The 16,560-nt window shown below is 65.6% G+C and carries 13 protein-coding genes, 3 rRNA genes and 1 pseudogene; 8 read left to right on the top strand and 9 right to left on the bottom strand.

The genetic code is table 11. The features are described 5' to 3' along the window. The first annotated feature begins 52 nt into the window (after nucleotides 1-52). Both E2C04_RS13250 and E2C04_RS13245 read left to right on the top strand, forming a co-directional pair. The gene (locus E2C04_RS13250) at nucleotides 53-460 is read left to right on the top strand and encodes a cytidine deaminase (protein ID WP_188421875.1); all 408 of its coding nucleotides are present in this window, start codon (nucleotides 53-55) and stop codon (nucleotides 458-460) included. A 64-nt stretch (nucleotides 461-524) separates the two neighbouring features. Next, complete coding sequence (locus E2C04_RS13245) at nucleotides 525-1,808, top strand: thymidine phosphorylase (RefSeq protein ID WP_135832949.1); 1,284 nt, start codon at nucleotides 525-527, stop codon at nucleotides 1,806-1,808. Here E2C04_RS13245 and E2C04_RS21565 read toward each other — a convergent pair. Further along, nucleotides 1,801-1,950 (bottom strand): hotdog family protein, encoded by a 150-nt coding sequence (locus tag E2C04_RS21565; RefSeq protein WP_338088764.1) that lies wholly within the window; start codon nucleotides 1,948-1,950, stop codon nucleotides 1,801-1,803. The two genes, E2C04_RS13245 and E2C04_RS21565, sit on opposite strands and share 8 nt — an antisense overlap. 65 nt (nucleotides 1,951-2,015) lie before the next feature. Next, nucleotides 2,016-2,252, bottom strand: a pseudogene (locus tag E2C04_RS21560) (MaoC/PaaZ C-terminal domain-containing protein); the annotation flags it as partial. 19 nt (nucleotides 2,253-2,271) lie between these two features. Between E2C04_RS21560 and E2C04_RS13235 the strand changes: the two are divergent. Then, nucleotides 2,272-3,351 (top strand): adenosine deaminase, encoded by a 1,080-nt coding sequence (locus E2C04_RS13235; protein ID WP_229721585.1) that lies wholly within the window; start codon nucleotides 2,272-2,274, stop codon nucleotides 3,349-3,351. On the opposite strand, the gene E2C04_RS13230 is transcribed toward E2C04_RS13235, so the two are convergent. Genes E2C04_RS13230 through E2C04_RS13220 form a run of 3 tightly spaced genes read right to left on the bottom strand, consistent with a single transcriptional unit; the run spans nucleotide 3,335 to nucleotide 4,526 of the window. Beyond that, nucleotides 3,335-3,640: a hypothetical protein gene (locus E2C04_RS13230; protein WP_145965136.1), complete on the bottom strand. Its 306-nt coding sequence runs from the start codon at nucleotides 3,638-3,640 to the stop codon at nucleotides 3,335-3,337. The two genes, E2C04_RS13235 and E2C04_RS13230, sit on opposite strands and share 17 nt — an antisense overlap. Nucleotides 3,641-3,645: 5 nt before the next feature. Continuing rightward, the gene (locus E2C04_RS13225; protein ID WP_135832946.1) at nucleotides 3,646-3,906 is read right to left on the bottom strand and encodes a hypothetical protein; all 261 of its coding nucleotides are present in this window, start codon (nucleotides 3,904-3,906) and stop codon (nucleotides 3,646-3,648) included. A 5-nt stretch (nucleotides 3,907-3,911) separates the two neighbouring features. Next, complete coding sequence (locus E2C04_RS13220; RefSeq protein WP_135832945.1) at nucleotides 3,912-4,526, bottom strand: ATP-binding protein; 615 nt, start codon at nucleotides 4,524-4,526, stop codon at nucleotides 3,912-3,914. Between the two features lie 105 nt (nucleotides 4,527-4,631). Here E2C04_RS13220 and E2C04_RS13215 point away from each other — a divergent pair, with 105 nt between their 5' ends. The 4 genes from E2C04_RS13215 to rrf all read left to right on the top strand — a co-directional run bounded on the left by E2C04_RS13215 (nucleotide 4,632) and on the right by rrf (nucleotide 12,233). Further along, complete coding sequence (locus tag E2C04_RS13215) at nucleotides 4,632-6,224, top strand: VWA domain-containing protein (RefSeq protein WP_135832944.1); 1,593 nt, start codon at nucleotides 4,632-4,634, stop codon at nucleotides 6,222-6,224. A gap of 588 nt (nucleotides 6,225-6,812) precedes the next feature. After that, nucleotides 6,813-8,327, top strand: a 16S ribosomal RNA gene (locus E2C04_RS13210). A 478-nt stretch (nucleotides 8,328-8,805) separates the two neighbouring features. Continuing rightward, nucleotides 8,806-11,914 (top strand): 23S ribosomal RNA (locus E2C04_RS13205). Between the two features lie 202 nt (nucleotides 11,915-12,116). After that, nucleotides 12,117-12,233: ribosomal RNA gene (rrf, locus tag E2C04_RS13200) — 5S ribosomal RNA — on the top strand. Together the 16S, 23S and 5S rRNA genes form the textbook arrangement of a ribosomal RNA operon. Before the next feature lie 292 nt (nucleotides 12,234-12,525). Here rrf and E2C04_RS13195 read toward each other — a convergent pair. From E2C04_RS13195 to E2C04_RS22375, 4 genes are read right to left on the bottom strand one after another with little or no spacing between them, the layout of a single operon-like run. Further along, nucleotides 12,526-13,410, bottom strand: a complete 885-nt coding sequence (locus tag E2C04_RS13195; protein ID WP_188422214.1) for an aldehyde dehydrogenase family protein — start codon at nucleotides 13,408-13,410, stop codon at nucleotides 12,526-12,528. Beyond that, on the bottom strand, nucleotides 13,407-14,870 hold the full coding sequence (locus E2C04_RS13190; protein WP_135832943.1) for an aldehyde dehydrogenase family protein: 1,464 nt from the start codon (nucleotides 14,868-14,870) through the stop codon (nucleotides 13,407-13,409). The genes E2C04_RS13195 and E2C04_RS13190 overlap by 4 nt, the downstream gene beginning before the upstream one ends. Before the next feature lie 11 nt (nucleotides 14,871-14,881). Continuing rightward, complete coding sequence (locus tag E2C04_RS22380) at nucleotides 14,882-15,322, bottom strand: beta/alpha barrel domain-containing protein (RefSeq protein ID WP_275106508.1); 441 nt, start codon at nucleotides 15,320-15,322, stop codon at nucleotides 14,882-14,884. Further along, a complete protein-coding gene (locus E2C04_RS22375) occupies nucleotides 15,271-15,885 on the bottom strand; it encodes a beta/alpha barrel domain-containing protein (protein WP_275106507.1) in 615 nt (204 codons plus the stop codon). Before E2C04_RS22375 ends, E2C04_RS22380 begins: the two co-directional genes overlap by 52 nt. A gap of 57 nt (nucleotides 15,886-15,942) precedes the next feature. Between E2C04_RS22375 and E2C04_RS13180 the strand changes: the two genes are divergently transcribed. Then, nucleotides 15,943-16,548 carry a hypothetical protein gene (locus E2C04_RS13180; protein ID WP_135832942.1) on the top strand — a complete coding sequence of 202 codons (606 nt, stop codon included), beginning with the start codon at nucleotides 15,943-15,945 and terminating at the stop codon, nucleotides 16,546-16,548. Nucleotides 16,549-16,560 lie beyond the last annotated feature (12 nt).

The raw sequence follows: 16,560 nt of genomic DNA, 5'->3' as shown, positions 1-16,560 counted from the left end.
ATGCTGTGCCGTGACGTGAGCCGTCGCCGAGCGCGACGACCGAGGAGGAGTGATGGACGTGGTGGACGTGACCCAGGCCCCCTGGCCCGAGCTGCGCGCAGCGGCGACGGAGGTCGCGGGGCGCGCGTACGCTCCGTACTCCCGCTACCGGGTCGGTGCCGCGGCCCTCGTCGACGACGGTCGCCTCGTGGTGGGCTGCAACGTCGAGAACGCCGGCTACGGCGTCACCCTGTGCGCGGAGTGCGGCCTGGTCTCGCAGCTCCACGCCAGCGGTGGAGGGCGTCTCACCCACTTCGTCTGCGTGAACGGCGACGGCGAGGTGATCATGCCGTGCGGCCGCTGCCGGCAGCTGCTGTGGGAGGCCGGCGGAGCCGAGCTGCTGGTGTGGACGGTCTCCGGCGTACGACCCATGACCGAGGTGCTGCCCGACGCCTTCGGTCCGGAGGATCTCGCCCGCTGAGGGGCGGCCACCACACGTCCTCGCGATTCGACTCCCGGCGGCCGGATGAACATAGGCTGGCCGCATGAGCCAGCACGACGCAGTCGAGGTCATCACCGCCAAGCGCGACGGGCACCAGCTGTCCGACTCCCAGATCGACTGGGTGATCGACGCCTACACCCGTGGCGACGTCGCCCACGAGCAGATGTCCGCCCTGGCGATGGCGATCCTGCTCAACGGCATGGACCGTCGCGAGATCGCCCGCTGGACCGCGGCCATGATCGCCTCCGGCGAGCGGATGGACTTCTCCACGCTGTCGCGCCCCACCGCCGACAAGCACTCCACCGGTGGCGTCGGCGACAAGATCACGCTCCCGCTCGCTCCGCTGGTGGCGGCCTGCGGCGTGGCGGTGCCGCAGCTCTCGGGCCGCGGCCTCGGTCACACCGGCGGCACCCTCGACAAGCTCGAGTCGATCCCCGGCTGGCGCGCGACGCTCTCCAACAAGGAGATGTTCGACCAGCTCGAGGAGCTCGGTGCGGTGATCTGCGCGGCCGGCGACGGCCTCGCGCCCGCGGACAAGAAGCTGTACGCCCTGCGCGACGTCACCGGCACGGTCGAGGCGATCCCGCTCATCGCCTCCTCAATCATGAGCAAGAAGATCGCCGAGGGCACCGGCTCGCTGGTGCTCGACGTCAAGGTCGGCACGGGCGCCTTCATGAAGGACCTCGACCGGGCCCGCGAGCTGGCCACGACGATGGTCGGCCTCGGCAAGGACGCCGGCGTCAACACGGTCGCGCTGCTCACCGACATGTCCACCCCGCTCGGCCTGACCGCCGGCAACGCCATCGAGGTGGCGGAGTCGGTGGAGGTGCTGGCCGGCGGCGGCCCCGCCGACGTGGTCGAGCTGACCGTGGCGCTGGCCCGCGAGATGCTCGCCGGGGCGGGCGTCACCGACGTCGACCCCGCCGACAAGCTGGCCGACGGCTCCGCGATGGACGTCTGGCGCCGGATGGTCAGGGCCCAGGACGGTGACCCGGACGCCACCCTGCCGGTGGCCAAGGAGTCGCACGTCGTCACCGCGCCGACCACCGGCACGCTCACCCGCCTCGACGCGATGGCGGTCGGCATGGCCGCCTGGCGCCTCGGTGCCGGTCGCGCCAAGCAGGGTGAGGCCGTCCAGGCCGGCGCCGGAGTCGTGTGGCACGCCCGTCCCGGTGACGAGGTCACCGCCGGCGCGCCGCTCTTCACCCTGCTGACCGACACCCCTGAGCGCTTCGACCGGGCGCTGGCCTCGCTCGAGGGCGGCTGGGAGATCGGCGCCGCCGCCGACTTCGCGGCCACCCCGCTGATCCACGACCGGATCAGCTGAGCAGCAGCACCACGCTCTCCGCGACGCACGCCGGCTTGGCCTCGTCCTCGATCTCCACGGTCGTACGCAGCGTGACCTGCACGCCGCTCCCGAGCTCGACGACGTCGGCGACGACGACCCGGGCGCGGACCCGTCGGCCCACCAGCAGGGGCTGGGGAACCGCACCTTGTTGACGCCGTAGTTGAGCTTCGCGCCGGGGGTGTCGAGGGAGAAGACCGAGGTGCCCAGCACGGGGACCAGCGACAGCGTCAGGTAGCCGTGGGCGATCGTCCCGCCGAAGGGTCCCGAGCGGGCCCGGTCGACGTCGACGTGGATCCACTGCTCGTCCCCGGTGGCGCGGGCGAAGAGGTCGACGCGCTCCTGGTCGACCAGCAGCCACTCGCCGGGGCCCAGCTCCTCGCCGATCGCCTCGCGGAGCCCCTCAACACTCGTGAACCGTCTCATGGATGGAAGGATAGGGACTGTGACCCAGCCCACGCTCGAAGAAGTACGCCGTGCCCCCAAGGTCGTCCTGCACGACCACCTCGACGGGGGCCTGCGCCCCGCCACCGTCGTCGAGCTCGCGCGCGAGGTGGGCCACCAGCTCCCGGTCGACGACGCGGAGTCGCTCGGCCGCTGGTTCGCCGAGGCCGCCGACTCCGGCAGCCTCGAGCGCTACCTGGAGACGTTCGACCACACCGTCGCGGTGATGCAGACCCACGACGCGCTGGTCCGGGTGGCCCGTGAGTTCGTCGAGGACCTGGTCGCCGACGGCGTCGTCTACGCCGAGGTGCGCTACGCCCCCGAGCAGCACGTGCAGGGTGGCCTCTCCCTCGACGAGGTCGTCGCGGCGGTGCAGGAGGGCTTCGACGCCGGCGTGGAGGCGGCCGGCGGCCGCATCGTCGTGCGCCAGCTGCTCACCGCCATGCGCCACCAGGCCCGTTCCATGGAGATCGCCGAGCTCGCCGTCGCCTGGCGCGACCGGGGCGTCGCCGGCTTCGACATCGCCGGGGCGGAGGCGGGTTACCCGCCCACCCGCCACCTCGACGCGTTCGAGTACCTCCAGCGAGAGAACAGCCACTTCACGATCCACGCGGGGGAGGCCTTCGGCCTGCCCTCGATCTGGCAGGCGATCCAGTGGTGCGGCGCCGACCGCCTCGGCCACGGGGTGCGCATCATCGACGACATCACGGTCGACGCCGACGGCCAGGTCACCCTGGGACGTCTGGCCGCGTACGTGCGCGACAAGCGCATCCCGCTGGAGATGTGCCCGTCCTCCAACATCCAGACCGGGGCCGCCGAGTCGATCTCCACCCACCCGATCGGCCTGCTGACCGAGCTCCGCTTCCGCGTCACCGTCAACACCGACAACCGGTTGATGAGCGGCACCTCCATGACCCAGGAGATGGCGCTGCTGGTGGAGGCCTTCGGCTACGGCTGGGAGGACCTGCGCTGGTTCACGATCAACGCGATGAAGTCGGCGTTCCTGCCGTTCGACGAGCGACTCGCGATCATCGACGAGGTCATCAAGCCGGCGTACGCGAAGCTCATCGACCAGTCCTGAGCTCCGGGGCGACCACGCCCCACGGCACCGGCCACGAGCACTCGTCGACGGTGCCGCTGGTCCAGCGGGCCACGGGCAGGTGCCGGACGCGGCCCGTTGCCGGGTCGTACACCGCCCACCGGTCCGCGGTGGTGTCGGAGACCTGCGGCGGTAGCGCGAGGACGACGTGGCGAGGCAGCGTCCTGCTGCCGAGGTAGAGCGCGACCGGGTGCCCGGCCTCCAGCGCCGCACGCACCCGGGGCACCGCACGCACGGGTGCGAGGCGTACGACGCCCACCCGGTGCCGCACCCCTGTCACTGCGGTGAGGTGGCGCGCCAACGACCACGGGGAGTGCCCAGCGCGGCGGGCCACGGCAGCTGGGCTGCTCCGCGCACGTCACGGGTGGCGGTCAGCAGCCGGTGCGTACGCAGCACTTCCGCGTCGAACGCCCGCCCGGCCCGGGGTGGCACCCCGTCGCGGTGCAGCGCTGCGGCAGCGACTGCCACCGCCGCCCCGCAGGACTGCTGGTCGGGCTGGCGCAGGGGAGCCGCGCGCAGGGCTGCCGACCAGGTCATCGCCCTCAGCGCTCCTGCGTGCCGGCCGTGACCAGGGCCCGGATCTGCTCGTAGGCCTCGTCGGGGTGGATGGGGCGGCACCCCTTCGCCACCGCGGCGTCGACGATCCGACGCTGGTCGCGCATCAGGGCGATGCCCCGGCGCACCAGCACCAGCGGGGGCTTGCGCCGCTCCTTGAGGTCGCGGGTCAGGCGTCGCCAGAAGGTCACCAACGGGTGCTGCCGCACGCAGTACGCCTCGGCCAGCAGCCCCCGCCGTGCGCACTGCCCGACGACCTCGGCCGCGAAGATGCCCTCGGCGACGAAGCAGGGGTGGTCGCCGATGTCGAGGTGCTGCACGCCGACCGGGCGGCTCTCCGGGATGGAGTAGACCGGTACGTCGGTGTGACCGACGCTGCACAGGTCCTCGATGCCGGCGATCGCGTCGTCGAGGCGCCACGTCCGTGGGTCGTCCCAATCGACGAGACCGGCGTTCGCCCCGGTGGTCAACAGGGGAAGGTCAGGCGTGGAGTGGGACTTGTAGTAGTCGTCCAGCCGCAGGACCGGAAGGCCGAGACGAGCAGACAGCCGGGACTTGCCGGAGCCAGAAGGACCTGCAAGGACGATGACGCGCGCGGACACGGTCGCTATTGTGCCTGACGGGATTCCTGGAAAGGCCCGAGCGGCGGCCTGCCCCGACGTATCCTCGCCGAAACTTGGCAGAAACATTTTCAAGGGGGATGTGGCATGAGCACTGGACGCCACTCAGAAGGAAACAGGCGCGGACTGACTTCGATCGCGCTCGTGGTGGCGTTGGTGGCTGCAGTGGCCGGCGTCGGATGGCTCGCCTTCGGGCCCGACCGCGGCAGCAGCGCTGACGACTGCGACGTCGATCGACCGGTCGTGATCAGCGTCGTCCCCGCCATGCAGATGGCGATGGAGGCGGCGCTCGCCGACCTCAAGAAGGGCGACGCCTGCTTCCCGGCCGAGATCCGGGCCGAGTCGCCCGCCGCGGTGGAGGACTCCTTCTTCAACGGCGGTCGCCCCGACCTGTGGGTGGCTGACACCCCCGCCCGTGTCGACGGCCTCGCCTCGATCGGTGTCAACACCACGACGCTCACCCCGTCGCTGGCCGTCAGCCCGATCGGTCTGGCCGGCACCAAGAAGAGCACCGAGTACCCCACCTGGGCCGAGGCCCTGGAGTCCGGCGCCGTGATGCTGGGTGACCCGCAGGTCGACAGCGCCAGCGCCATGGCCCTCATCGCGCCGGTGATGGAGGGCGGCACCGACGCCGCTCGCGCCCAGGCCGTCGTCACCACCGTCGCCCAGGCGTACGGCGGTCGCGCCGTCGAGGGTGACGTGGAGAAGACCGCCCTCGACGAGGTCGGCGCCTCCTACTCCAAGCTGATCCCGGTGACCGAGCAGGAGATGCTCACCCAGGCCAAGGGCAACGACAAGGTCGTCGACCTGACGCCGCCCACCGGCGCCCCGGCGCTCACCTTCCCGTTGGTCAAGGCCAACGGTGGAGCCCCCGACACCGACCTCGTGGCCACCGCGCTGCGTGACTGGTTCACCTCCCAGGATGGTCGCATCGCCCTGGCCGACGCCGGTCTGCGTCCCGCCGACGGCTCGCCGCTGGTCGGCCGCGGCATGGCGGACGACAAGATCCTCGACGAGGTCCCTGCCGTCCAGTTCAACGAGGTCCTGGGTCAGTTCGGCATGCTGAGCGTGCCGTCGTCCATGCTCGCCGTCTTCGACGCCTCGGGCTCGATGGACTTCCCTGCCCCGGGCGGAACCCGCATGGACCTCGCCGGCAACGCGGCCCTCACCGCCCTCGACGTCCTGCCGGACACCACGCGCCTGGGCATCTGGGCCTTCTCCATCGAGCAGGGTGGTCCCGGCCAGGACTGGCGTGAGCTCGCACCGATGCGTCGTCTGCTGGACACCACCAAGGGCATGAAGCACGAGGCCTACCTGCGCAAGCAGGTCAAAGAGCTCAAGAAGATCACCCAAGGTGGCACGGGCCTGTACGACACCACGCTGGCGGCCTACAAGGAGGCCATGAAGAACTACGACCGTGGCTACTACAACGCCATCGTCATCTTCTCCGACGGCGCCAACGACGACGAGGGCTCCATCTCGCTCTCGAAGCTCCTCTCCGAGCTCGAGAACCTGAAGGACCCGAACAAGCCGGTCCGCGTGATCGGCCTGGGCATCTCCAACGACGCCGACATGGCTGCCCTGGAGTCGATCGCCCGGACCACCGGCGGCAGCTGGTTCCAGGCGAACACTCCGTCGGACATCCTGATGGTTCTCTCGAAGGCCATCTCAGCTCGCTGATCCATCCAGCTCTGAGGGCCCCGGCCGACACCTTGTCGGCCGGGGCCCTCGGCATTTCTCGGGACCTTCGTCAGCACTTCCGGGGGCAAGTGGCCCTCATTGCCCCTCTTCTCGCCGCCGTCAGCGCTGCCGTACGCCGGCCACGATGCCGGTGGGACGCGTGTCGACGCGCTCGAACACGGCTCTGACCTGCGGGTATGCGTGGGGTGGGGGCCGATTTGCGTGGTGTCGGGGTGGTGCTAAGGTTTCACCTGTCGCCGCAAGGGACGTCCTCCCGGGCCAGAAGGTCCGGATCTGAGGGTGACTTGTGCGGGGGCCAAACAAGTGAGTCCGGTCAGTTTGACGGAGTCGGTTCGGCCGAGTAAGTTTGGCCGGGTTGTCTCAGCAAGAAGTCCTCGAGGTTTCGGGGGTGGAAGCTGGGTGCGTTTGATCCTTGAGAACTCAACAGTGTGTCATAGTCGACGAATTAGTTTGATATGCCCCGTCGGCACTTCTTTGGGAGTGTCTACGGATTTCTTTGACAATGAATTCTGACAACGTAAGTTAGTCAGGGTTTGTTCTTGTCGGGGATGGCTTTTCTTGAAATTTTCAATGGAGAGTTTGATCCTGGCTCAGGACGAACGCTGGCGGCGTGCTTAACACATGCAAGTCGAGCGGTAAGGCCCTTCGGGGTACACGAGCGGCGAACGGGTGAGTAACACGTGAGTAATCTGCCCTTCACTTCGGGATAAGCACCGGAAACGGTGTCTAATACCGGATATGAACCTCCTTCGCATGTTGGGGGTTGGAAAGTTCTGGCGGTGGAGGATGTGCTCGCGGCCTATCAGCTTGTTGGTGAGGTAATGGCTCACCAAGGCTTCGACGGGTAGCCGGCCTGAGAGGGTGACCGGCCACACTGGGACTGAGACACGGCCCAGACTCCTACGGGAGGCAGCAGTGGGGAATATTGGACAATGGGCGAAAGCCTGATCCAGCAACGCCGCGTGAGGGATGACTGCCTTCGGGTTGTAAACCTCTTTCAGTAGGGACGAAGCGCAAGTGACGGTACCTACAGAAGAAGCACCGGCCAACTACGTGCCAGCAGCCGCGGTAATACGTAGGGTGCGAGCGTTGTCCGGAATTATTGGGCGTAAAGGGCTCGTAGGCGGTTTGTCGCGTCGGGAGTGAAAACTCAGGGCTTAACTCTGAGCTTGCTTCCGATACGGGCAGACTAGAGGTATGCAGGGGAGAACGGAATTCCTGGTGTAGCGGTGAAATGCGCAGATATCAGGAGGAACACCGGTGGCGAAGGCGGTTCTCTGGGCATTACCTGACGCTGAGGAGCGAAAGTGTGGGGAGCGAACAGGATTAGATACCCTGGTAGTCCACACCGTAAACGTTGGGCGCTAGGTGTGGGGCCTATTCCATGGGTTCCGTGCCGCAGCTAACGCATTAAGCGCCCCGCCTGGGGAGTACGGCCGCAAGGCTAAAACTCAAAGGAATTGACGGGGGCCCGCACAAGCGGCGGAGCATGCGGATTAATTCGATGCAACGCGAAGAACCTTACCTGGGTTTGACATACACCGGAAACACCTAGAGATAGGTGCCCTTTTAGTCGGTGTACAGGTGGTGCATGGCTGTCGTCAGCTCGTGTCGTGAGATGTTGGGTTAAGTCCCGCAACGAGCGCAACCCTCGTCCTATGTTGCCAGCACGTCGTGGTGGGGACTCATAGGAGACTGCCGGGGTCAACTCGGAGGAAGGTGGGGATGACGTCAAGTCATCATGCCCCTTATGTCCAGGGCTTCACGCATGCTACAATGGCCGGTACAAAGGGCTGCGATCCCGTGAGGGGGAGCGAATCCCAAAAAGCCGGTCTCAGTTCGGATTGGGGTCTGCAACTCGACCCCATGAAGTCGGAGTCGCTAGTAATCGCAGATCAGCAACGCTGCGGTGAATACGTTCCCGGGCCTTGTACACACCGCCCGTCACGTCACGAAAGTCGGCAACACCCGAAGCCGGTGGCCCAACCCTTGTGGAGGGAGCCGTCGAAGGTGGGGCTGGCGATTGGGACGAAGTCGTAACAAGGTAGCCGTACCGGAAGGTGCGGCTGGATCACCTCCTTTCTAAGGAGCACACACCCCGACAGCAGACGCCTGTTCTGCTGCGTATGGTGGTGTCTCACTAGTGGAATCGTCGATGAATGGCTTGAACCTGGCTGGTTCGTGCACCTCAGTACTGCCCTGTCTCTTCGGAGGCTGGGCGTGGAACCTGGTGGATGGCTGGTAGGGGGAGGGTCGTGACACGCTGTTGGGTCCTGAAGGATCGAACACTGCCTGAGTAGTCGGGTGGGGTTGGTTCTTCTGGCCTCCTTCGCTTGAAGCCTGGTTGATCTGGGCCGATGGGGTTGGTGGGGTTGTTGTTTGAGATCTGGATAGTGGACGCGAGCATCAGCACGCACGTTCAACGGTTCTTCGGGACTGGTTGGGGTTGTGTGTTGTGCAATTAAGCAAATGAGCCATCACGCCTGATTGTGGTGTGGTGGTTGGTCTTTGTAGCAAGTAAGAATCTGTGTTGACGCGTTGAGTTGTTTTGACGTTGTTGAGACAAGCTACTAAGGGCACATGGTGGATGCCTTGGCACCAAGAGCCGATGAAGGACGTAGGAGCCTGCGATAAGCCCCGGGGAGTTGGCAACCGAGCTGTGATCCGGGGGTGTCCGAATGGGGAAACCCAGCTGGAGTCATGTCCAGTTACCCTCACCTGAACACATAGGGTGAGTGGAGGGAACGTGGGGAAGTGAAACATCTCAGTACCCACAGGAAGAGAAAACAACAGTGATTCCGAGAGTAGTGGCGAGCGAAATCGGATGAGGCCAAACCTACTTCGTGTGATACCCGGCAGGGGTTGCGGAGTGGGGGTTGTGGGGCCGCTCGATCAGTGCTGCCGTGCTGGTACAGAGTAAGAAAACACAGATGAAGCCGAAGCAGGTTGGAAAGCCTGGCCGTAGAGGGTGATAGCCCCGTACGTGTAAGTCTGTGTCTCTGGAGCGTCACCCCAAGTAACACGGAACCCCTGAAATTCCGTGTGAATCTGGCGGGACCACCCGTTAAGCCTAAATACTCCTTGGTGACCGATAGCGGACAAGTACCGTGAGGGAAAGGTGAAAAGTACCCCTGGCGGGGAGTGAAATAGTACCTGAAACCGTGTGCCTACAATCCGTCGGAGCGAGAACTTGTTCTTGTGACGGCGTGCCTTTTGAAGAATGAGCCTGCGAGTTAGCGGTGTGTAGCGAGGTTAACCCGTGTGGGGAAGCCGTAGCGAAAGCGAGTCCGAACAGGGCGACACAGTTGCACGCTCTAGACCCGAAGCGAAGTGATCTATCCATGGGCAGGTTGAAGCGCGGGTAAGACCGCGTGGAGGACCGAACCCACTTAGGTTGAAAACTGAGGGGATGACCTGTGGATAGGGGTGAAAGGCCAATCAAACTTCGTGATAGCTGGTTCTCCCCGAAATGCATTTAGGTGCAGCGTTGTGTGTTTCTTGCCGGAGGTAGAGCACTGGATAGCCGATGGGCCCTACCAGGTTACTGACGTTAGCCAAACTCCGAATGCCGGTAAGTGAGAGCGCAGCAGTGAGACTGCGGGGGATAAGCTCCGTAGTCGAGAGGGAAACAGCCCAGACCATCAGCTAAGGCCCCTAAGCGGTGACTAAGTGGAAAAGGATGTGGAGTCGCATTGACAACCAGGAGGTTGGCTTGGAAGCAGCCACCCTTGAAAGAGTGCGTAATAGCTCACTGGTCAAGTGATTCCGCGCCGACAATGTAGCGGGGCTCAAGTCATCCGCCGAAGCTATGGCATTCACATATTGAGCTAGGCCTTCGTGGTCCAGGTGTGTGGATGGGTAGGGGAGCGTCGTGTGGGCAGTGAAGCGGCAGAGTGATCTAGCCGTGGAGGCCACACGAGTGAGAATGCAGGCATGAGTAGCGAATGAAATGTGAGAAACATTTCCGCCGAATGATCAAGGGTTCCAGGGTCAAGCTAATCTGCCCTGGGTAAGTCGGGACCTAAGGCGAGGCCGACAGGCGTAGTCGATGGACAACGGGTTGATATTCCCGTACCGGCGAAGTAGCGCCCATGACGAGGCTGGTGATGCTGACCGTCCGAAGCGCCGTGATCTGATCCCTTCGGGGTGAGGACGTGTGCGTGGAGCACGGGACCCAATCCAGTAGTAGTCAAGCGATGGGGTGACGCAGGAAGGTAGTCCAACCGTGGCGATGGTAGACCACGGCTAAGGGTGTAGGACTGAGGGTAGGCAAATCCGCCCTCTGGATGTCTGAGACCTGATGGGGAGCCAATTGTGGTGAAGTGGATGATCCTATGCTGTCGAGAAAAACCTCTAGCGAGCTATGAGCCGCCCGTACCCCAAACCGACTCAGGTGATCAGGTAGAGAATACTAAGGCGATCGAGTGAACCATGGTTAAGGAACTCGGCAAAATGCCCCCGTAACTTCGGGAGAAGGGGGGCCGGATCCGTGAAACTCTTTTCGAGTGGCAGCGGTGATGGCCGCAGAGACCAGGCCCAAGCGACTGTTTACTAAAAACACAGGTCCGTGCGAAGTTGTAAGACGATGTATACGGACTGACTCCTGCCCGGTGCTGGAAGGTTAAGGGGACCGGTTAGACGCAAGTCGAAGCTGAGAACTTAAGCCCCAGTAAACGGCGGTGGTAACTATAACCATCCTAAGGTAGCGAAATTCCTTGTCGGGTAAGTTCCGACCTGCACGAATGGAGTAACGACTTGGGCGCTGTCTCAACCATGGACTCGGCGAAATTGCACTACGAGTAAAGATGCTCGTTACGCGCGGCAGGACGGAAAGACCCCGGGACCTTTACTATAGTTTGGTATTGGTGTTTGGTTCGGCTTGTGTAGGATAGGTGGGAGACTGTGAAACCTCGACGCCAGTTGGGGTGGAGTCATCGTTGAAATACCACTCTGGTCGTACTAGATGTCTAACCTAGGTCCGTAATCCGGATCAGGGACAGTGCCTGATGGGTAGTTTAACTGGGGCGGTTGCCTCCTAAAATGTAACGGAGGCGCTCAAAGGTTCCCTCAGCCTGGTTGGCAATCAGGTGGCGAGTGTAAGTGCACAAGGGAGCTTGACTGTGAGACAGACATGTCGAGCAGGGACGAAAGTCGGAACTAGTGATCCGGCGTCGGCATGTGGAAGCGGCGTCGCTCAACGGATAAAAGGTACCCCGGGGATAACAGGCTGATCTTCCCCAAGAGTCCATATCGACGGGATGGTTTGGCACCTCGATGTCGGCTCGTCGCATCCTGGGGCTGGAGTAGGTCCCAAGGGTTGGGCTGTTCGCCCATTAAAGCGGCACGCGAGCTGGGTTTAGAACGTCGTGAGACAGTTCGGTCCCTATCCGCCGCGCGCGTTGGAAACTTGAGAAAGGCTGCCCCTAGTACGAGAGGACCGGGGTGGACGAACCTCTGGTGTGCCAGTTGTCCCGCCAGGGGCACGGCTGGTTGGCTACGTTCGGAAGTGATAACCGCTGAATGCATCTAAGCGGGAAGCATGTTTCAAGATGAGGTTTCCCACCACCTTGAGTGGTTAAGGCCCCCAGCAGAACACTGGGTTGATAGGCCGGAGGTGTACAGCAGTAATGCCCAGCCGACCGGTACTAATAGGCCGAGGGCTTGTCCCAACACCGTACAAAACCACTCAACACAACACATCTTGTTGTGAAGACCCGCTACGCGTCCACTAACCAGTTCCCAGACAACAGACCCCTGTCCTGCGCACGCAGGACGAAGGCGGACAACAACACAATGGACTCGGTCCCACTCACACCCATGCAGTGCACCCCACCCGGTGCACCTGGGTCCCTGGACAGGACTGGAAAGAGTTACGGCGGCCATAGCGAAAGGGAAACACCCGGTCCCATCCCGAACCCGGAAGTTAAGCCTTTCAGCGCCGATGGTACTGCGATCGAGAGGTCGTGGGAGAGTAGGACGCCGCCGGACATACACTTCAGGAGAGGGAGCACCCCACGTGAGAGTGCTCCCTCTTCTGCCATTTCCCCGCTTGCGCGATGGCACCATCCCACCCAAATCCACTAGGCCAGCTCCGCTACGCCGGCGCCACGACGCCCAGCACCACGGCACACCGCACCAGGACACACACTCAGCCCCACACCGGATCACCGGGTGGGGCTTCTGCGTTCCCGAGGTGGTCCACCAGGACCGGGCACGATGCAGGGACACGAAAGAGCCCCACCGGAGGACCGGTGGGGCTCTTGTGCGTGGTGCGGTGGGCTCAGATGCCGACCGGGTGCCAGACCGTCTTGGTCTCGAGGAAGGTGGTCATCCGCTCGATGCCGGGAGCGGCGTACCAGTCCTCCTCCTGGGCGGGCGCACGGAGCACGCGCTTCAAGTTCTCGGCGGCGGTGGCCTCGAGGTCGGCAGCCGCCTCGACGTCGCTGGCGACACCGGTGAGGTCGAGGGCGTTGACGTCCATGTGGGAGGCGAGCCAGGGGAGCGGTGCGCGCCAGTCACCCGTGAGAATGTTGACGACGCCGCCGGGGACGTCGCTCGTGGCCAGCACCTCGGCGAGGTTCACGGCGGGGAGTGGGCGAGCGTACGAGCTCACCACCACAGCCGTGTTGCCGGTGACGATGACCGGGGCCAGGACGGAGACGAGGCCGAGCAGGGAGGACTCCTGCGGGGCGGCAATGGCCACCACGCCCGTCGGCTCGGGCGAGGAGAGGTTGAAGAAGGGCGCCGCCACCGGGTTGGCGGAGCCGGTCACCTGGGTGATCTTGTCGGCCCAGCCGGCATACCAGACCAGGCGGTCGACGCTCTCGTTCACCACGTCGTTGGCCTTGCCGGTGGAGAGACCCTCGCCCTGACGCACCAGCTCGACGAACTGGGCGCGACGGTCCTCGAGGACCTCGGCGATGCGGTAGACGATCTGGGCGCGGTTGTAGGCCGAGCGGGCGGACCAGCCGCCGAAGGCCTTGCGGGCCGCGACGACGGCGTCACGCGCGTCCTTGCGGGACGCCAGGGCGGCGTTGGCCACGAAGTTTCCCTTCGAGTCGTTGACGACGTAGGAGTAGCCCGACTCGGAGCGGGGGAACGCCCCACCGATGTAGAGCTTGTACGTCTTGCGCACTCCAGCGCGGGGGGTGTCAGCAGGACTCACTTGAGGTATCCCTCCAGGCCGTGACGACCGCCTTCGCGACCGTAGCCGGACTCCTTGTAGCCGCCGAACGGCGACGTCGGATCGAACTTGTTGAACGTGTTGGCCCAGACGACACCGGCGCGGAGCTGGTTCGCCATCCACAGGATGCGCGAGCCCTTCTCGGTCCACACACCCGCGGAGAGGCCGTAGGGGGTGTTGTTCGCCTTCTCGACCGCCTCGGTGGGGGTACGGAAGGTGAGGACCGACAGGACCGGGCCGAAGATCTCCTCGCGGGCGATCCGGTGCGCCTGGGTCACGTTGCTGAAGACCGTCGGCGGGAACCAGAAACCGGTGCTCGGGAGGTCGCAGGCGGGCGACCAACGGGTCGCACCCTCGTCCTCGCCGGCTCCGGTGAGCTCGGTGATCCGGGCGAGCTGTTCGGCCGAGTTCACCGCACCGATGTCGGTGTTCTTGTCCAGCGGGTCGCCCAGGCGCAGCGTCGACATCCGGCGCTTGAGCCGCTCGAGCACCTCGTCGGCCACCGACTCCTGCACCAGCAGGCGCGAGCCTGCGCAGCAGACGTGGCCCTGGTTGAAGAAGATGCCGTTGACGATGCCCTCGACCGCCTGGTCGATGGGCGCGTCGTCGAAGACCACGTTGGCGGCCTTGCCGCCGAGCTCGAGGGTGGCCTTCTTGCTGGTCCCGGCGATCTGTCGGGCGATGGCCCGACCGACCTCGGTCGAACCGGTGAAGGCGACCTTGTCGACGTCCGGGTGGGCCACCAGGGCCCGACCGGTGTCACCGGCGCCGTTGACGATGTTGACGACGCCCGGCGGGAGGTCGGCCTGCTGGCAGATCTCCGCGAAGAGCATGGCGCTCAGGGGAGTGGTCTCGGCCGGCTTGAGCACGACCGTGTTGCCCGCGGCCAGGGCGGGCGCGATCTTCCACGCCAGCATCAGCAGCGGGAAGTTCCACGGGATGACCTGGGCCGCCACGCCGAGCGGCTGGGGCGCGGGCTTGCCGGGCACGGCGTACTCGAGCTTGTCGGCCCAACCGGCGTAGTAGAAGAAGTGCGCAGCGACCGTGGGGACGTCGAAGTCGCGCGTCTCCTTGATCGGCTTGCCGTTGTCGAGCGTCTCCAGCACGGCGAGCTCACGCCCACGCTCCTGGATGATCCGCGCGATCCGGTAGAGGTACTTGGCGCGCTCGCGGCCCGGCATGCGCGACCAGACCGTGTCGTACGCCCTGCGTGCGGCACGAACGGCGGCGTCCACCTCGGCGTCGGTGGCCGCGGAGACCTCCGCGAGCACCTCCTCGGTGGCGGGGTTGATCGACTTGAACGCGGCGCCGGTGCCGGCGATCAGCTCGCCGTCGACGAAGTGGCCGTAGGAGGGCGCGATGTCGACGATCGCGCGCGACTCCGGGGCGGGTGCGTACTCGAAGAGCGTCGCGGGCGACGCCTGATCGGGAACCTTGACCATGATGTGCTCCCTCAGTCCAGGGTGACGTAGTCGGGGCCGGAGTAGCGGCCGGTGAGCATCTTCGTACGCTGCATCAGCAGGTCGTTGAGCAGCGACGAGGCGCCGAAGCGGAACCAGTCCGGGTCGAGCCAGCCGGGGCCGCAGGTCTCGTTGACCATGACGAGGTACTTGATGGCGTCCTTGGTGGTGCGGATGCCGCCGGCCGGCTTCACGCCGACCATCTGGCCCGTGGCGTCGCGGAAGTCGCGCACCGCCTCGAGCATCACCAGGGTGACGGGCAGGGTCGCCGCGGGGGAGACCTTGCCGGTGGAGGTCTTGATGAAGTGGCCGCCGGCCATCATCGCCAGCCACGAGGCGCGGCGGACGTTGTCGTACGTCTGCAGCTCACCGGTCTCGAAGATCACCTTGAGGTGCGCCTCGGTGCCGTCGGGACGGCGGCAGGCCTCACGCACGGCGACGATCTCGTCGTCACGTCGAGGTAGCGTCCCTCGAGGAAGGCGCCACGGTCGATGACCATGTCGATCTCGTCGGCGCCCGCCTCGACGGCGTCGGCGGTGTCGGCCAGCTTGATGTCGAGGGCGGCGCGACCGCTCGGGAAGGCCGTGGCGACGGCGGCGACGTTGACGCCGCTGTCCCCCAGGGTCTCCTTGGCGATGCCGACCATGTCCGGGTAGACGCAGACCGCGGCGGTGGGCGGGCAGGTCGGGTCGCCGGGCTCGGGGCGCATGGCCTTGAACGCCAGCCCGCGCACCTTGCCGGGGGTGTCCATGCCCTCGAGGGTGGTCAGGTCGACCATCCGGATGGCCAGGTCGATCGCCTGCGCCTTCGCGGTGGTCTTGATGGACCGGGTGCCGAGCGCCGCAGCGCGGGCTTCGTTGCCGACCTGGTCGACTCCCGGGAGGCCGTGGAGGAATCGGCGCAGGGAGGCGTTGGACCGGGTGATCTCCGCGAAGGAGTCCGAGAGCCCGGTGGCGCCCTGACCTGCACTCGCCGTTGAGGCAGAAATGGCTGTCACCTGACCAGCATAAGGTTGGGTGCGCAACGGCAAGCAATCCAAGGAATGAGACCAGACGTGGGTGTCAGAGGACGGGTCGGCGACGACGCACCGGGCGACGAGTCGTTCGCCCCGACGAGCGGCACCTTCGTGGGGTGGCTGCTGATCGCGGTCGCAGCGGTGGTGGCCGCCATGGGTGTGCGCGACGGGTGGGACGGCTTCGGCCCGGCAGCGGTCGTGGCGGCACTCGTGGCGTCGGTCTTCTCGTGGCTGGTCCTGCTCCGTCCGCGGGTGCTGATCCAGGGCGGCGACGTGGTCCTGCGCCAGAGCCTCACCACCACGCGCATCCCCCTCGCGTCCGTCGAGGAGGTCTCGGTGCGCCACGTGATGGAGATCCGCGCCGACGGGCGTCGCCACCAGACCGCGGCGGTGGGGCACCCGCGTCGACGGATCATGCGCGAGGCGGCCCAGGCCGGCCGGCGCGACCAGCAGGCCACGCCTCCCCGGATCGGGGAGGTGCACTGGGCCGACCACGTGGAGGCCAAGGTGCGTCGGGCCGCGCTCGACGCCCGCGCACGTACGACGGGGGAGAGCGACCGTGAGGCCGTGCGCCACGTCGACGTCGTGCCGACCGCTGCGGCAGCGGTCGTCGTGGTGCTGGCCCTGGTGGTGTTCCTGCTCTGAGCCTCGCCGCGG

The organism is Nocardioides daphniae (genome assembly GCF_004777465.1).
GTDB classification, from domain to species: domain Bacteria; phylum Actinomycetota; class Actinomycetes; order Propionibacteriales; family Nocardioidaceae; genus Nocardioides; species Nocardioides daphniae.
The sequence above is the reverse complement of the archived record's forward strand: the minus strand, read 5'-3'. Positions and strand labels throughout refer to the sequence as shown.

Excerpts from the sequence above, each read along its gene's own strand:
- E2C04_RS13225 (WP_135832946.1), bottom strand. The coding sequence starts at position 3,906 with ATGACCTGGTCGGCAGCCCTGCGCGCGGCTCCCCTGCGCCAGCCCGAC.
- E2C04_RS13190 (WP_135832943.1), bottom strand. The coding sequence starts at position 14,870 with ATGGTCAAGGTTCCCGATCAGGCGTCGCCCGCGACGCTCTTCGAGTAC.
- E2C04_RS13245 (WP_135832949.1), top strand. The coding sequence starts at position 525 with ATGAGCCAGCACGACGCAGTCGAGGTCATCACCGCCAAGCGCGACGGG.
- E2C04_RS13250 (WP_188421875.1), top strand. The coding sequence starts at position 53 with ATGGACGTGGTGGACGTGACCCAGGCCCCCTGGCCCGAGCTGCGCGCA.
- E2C04_RS13215 (WP_135832944.1), top strand. The coding sequence starts at position 4,632 with ATGAGCACTGGACGCCACTCAGAAGGAAACAGGCGCGGACTGACTTCG.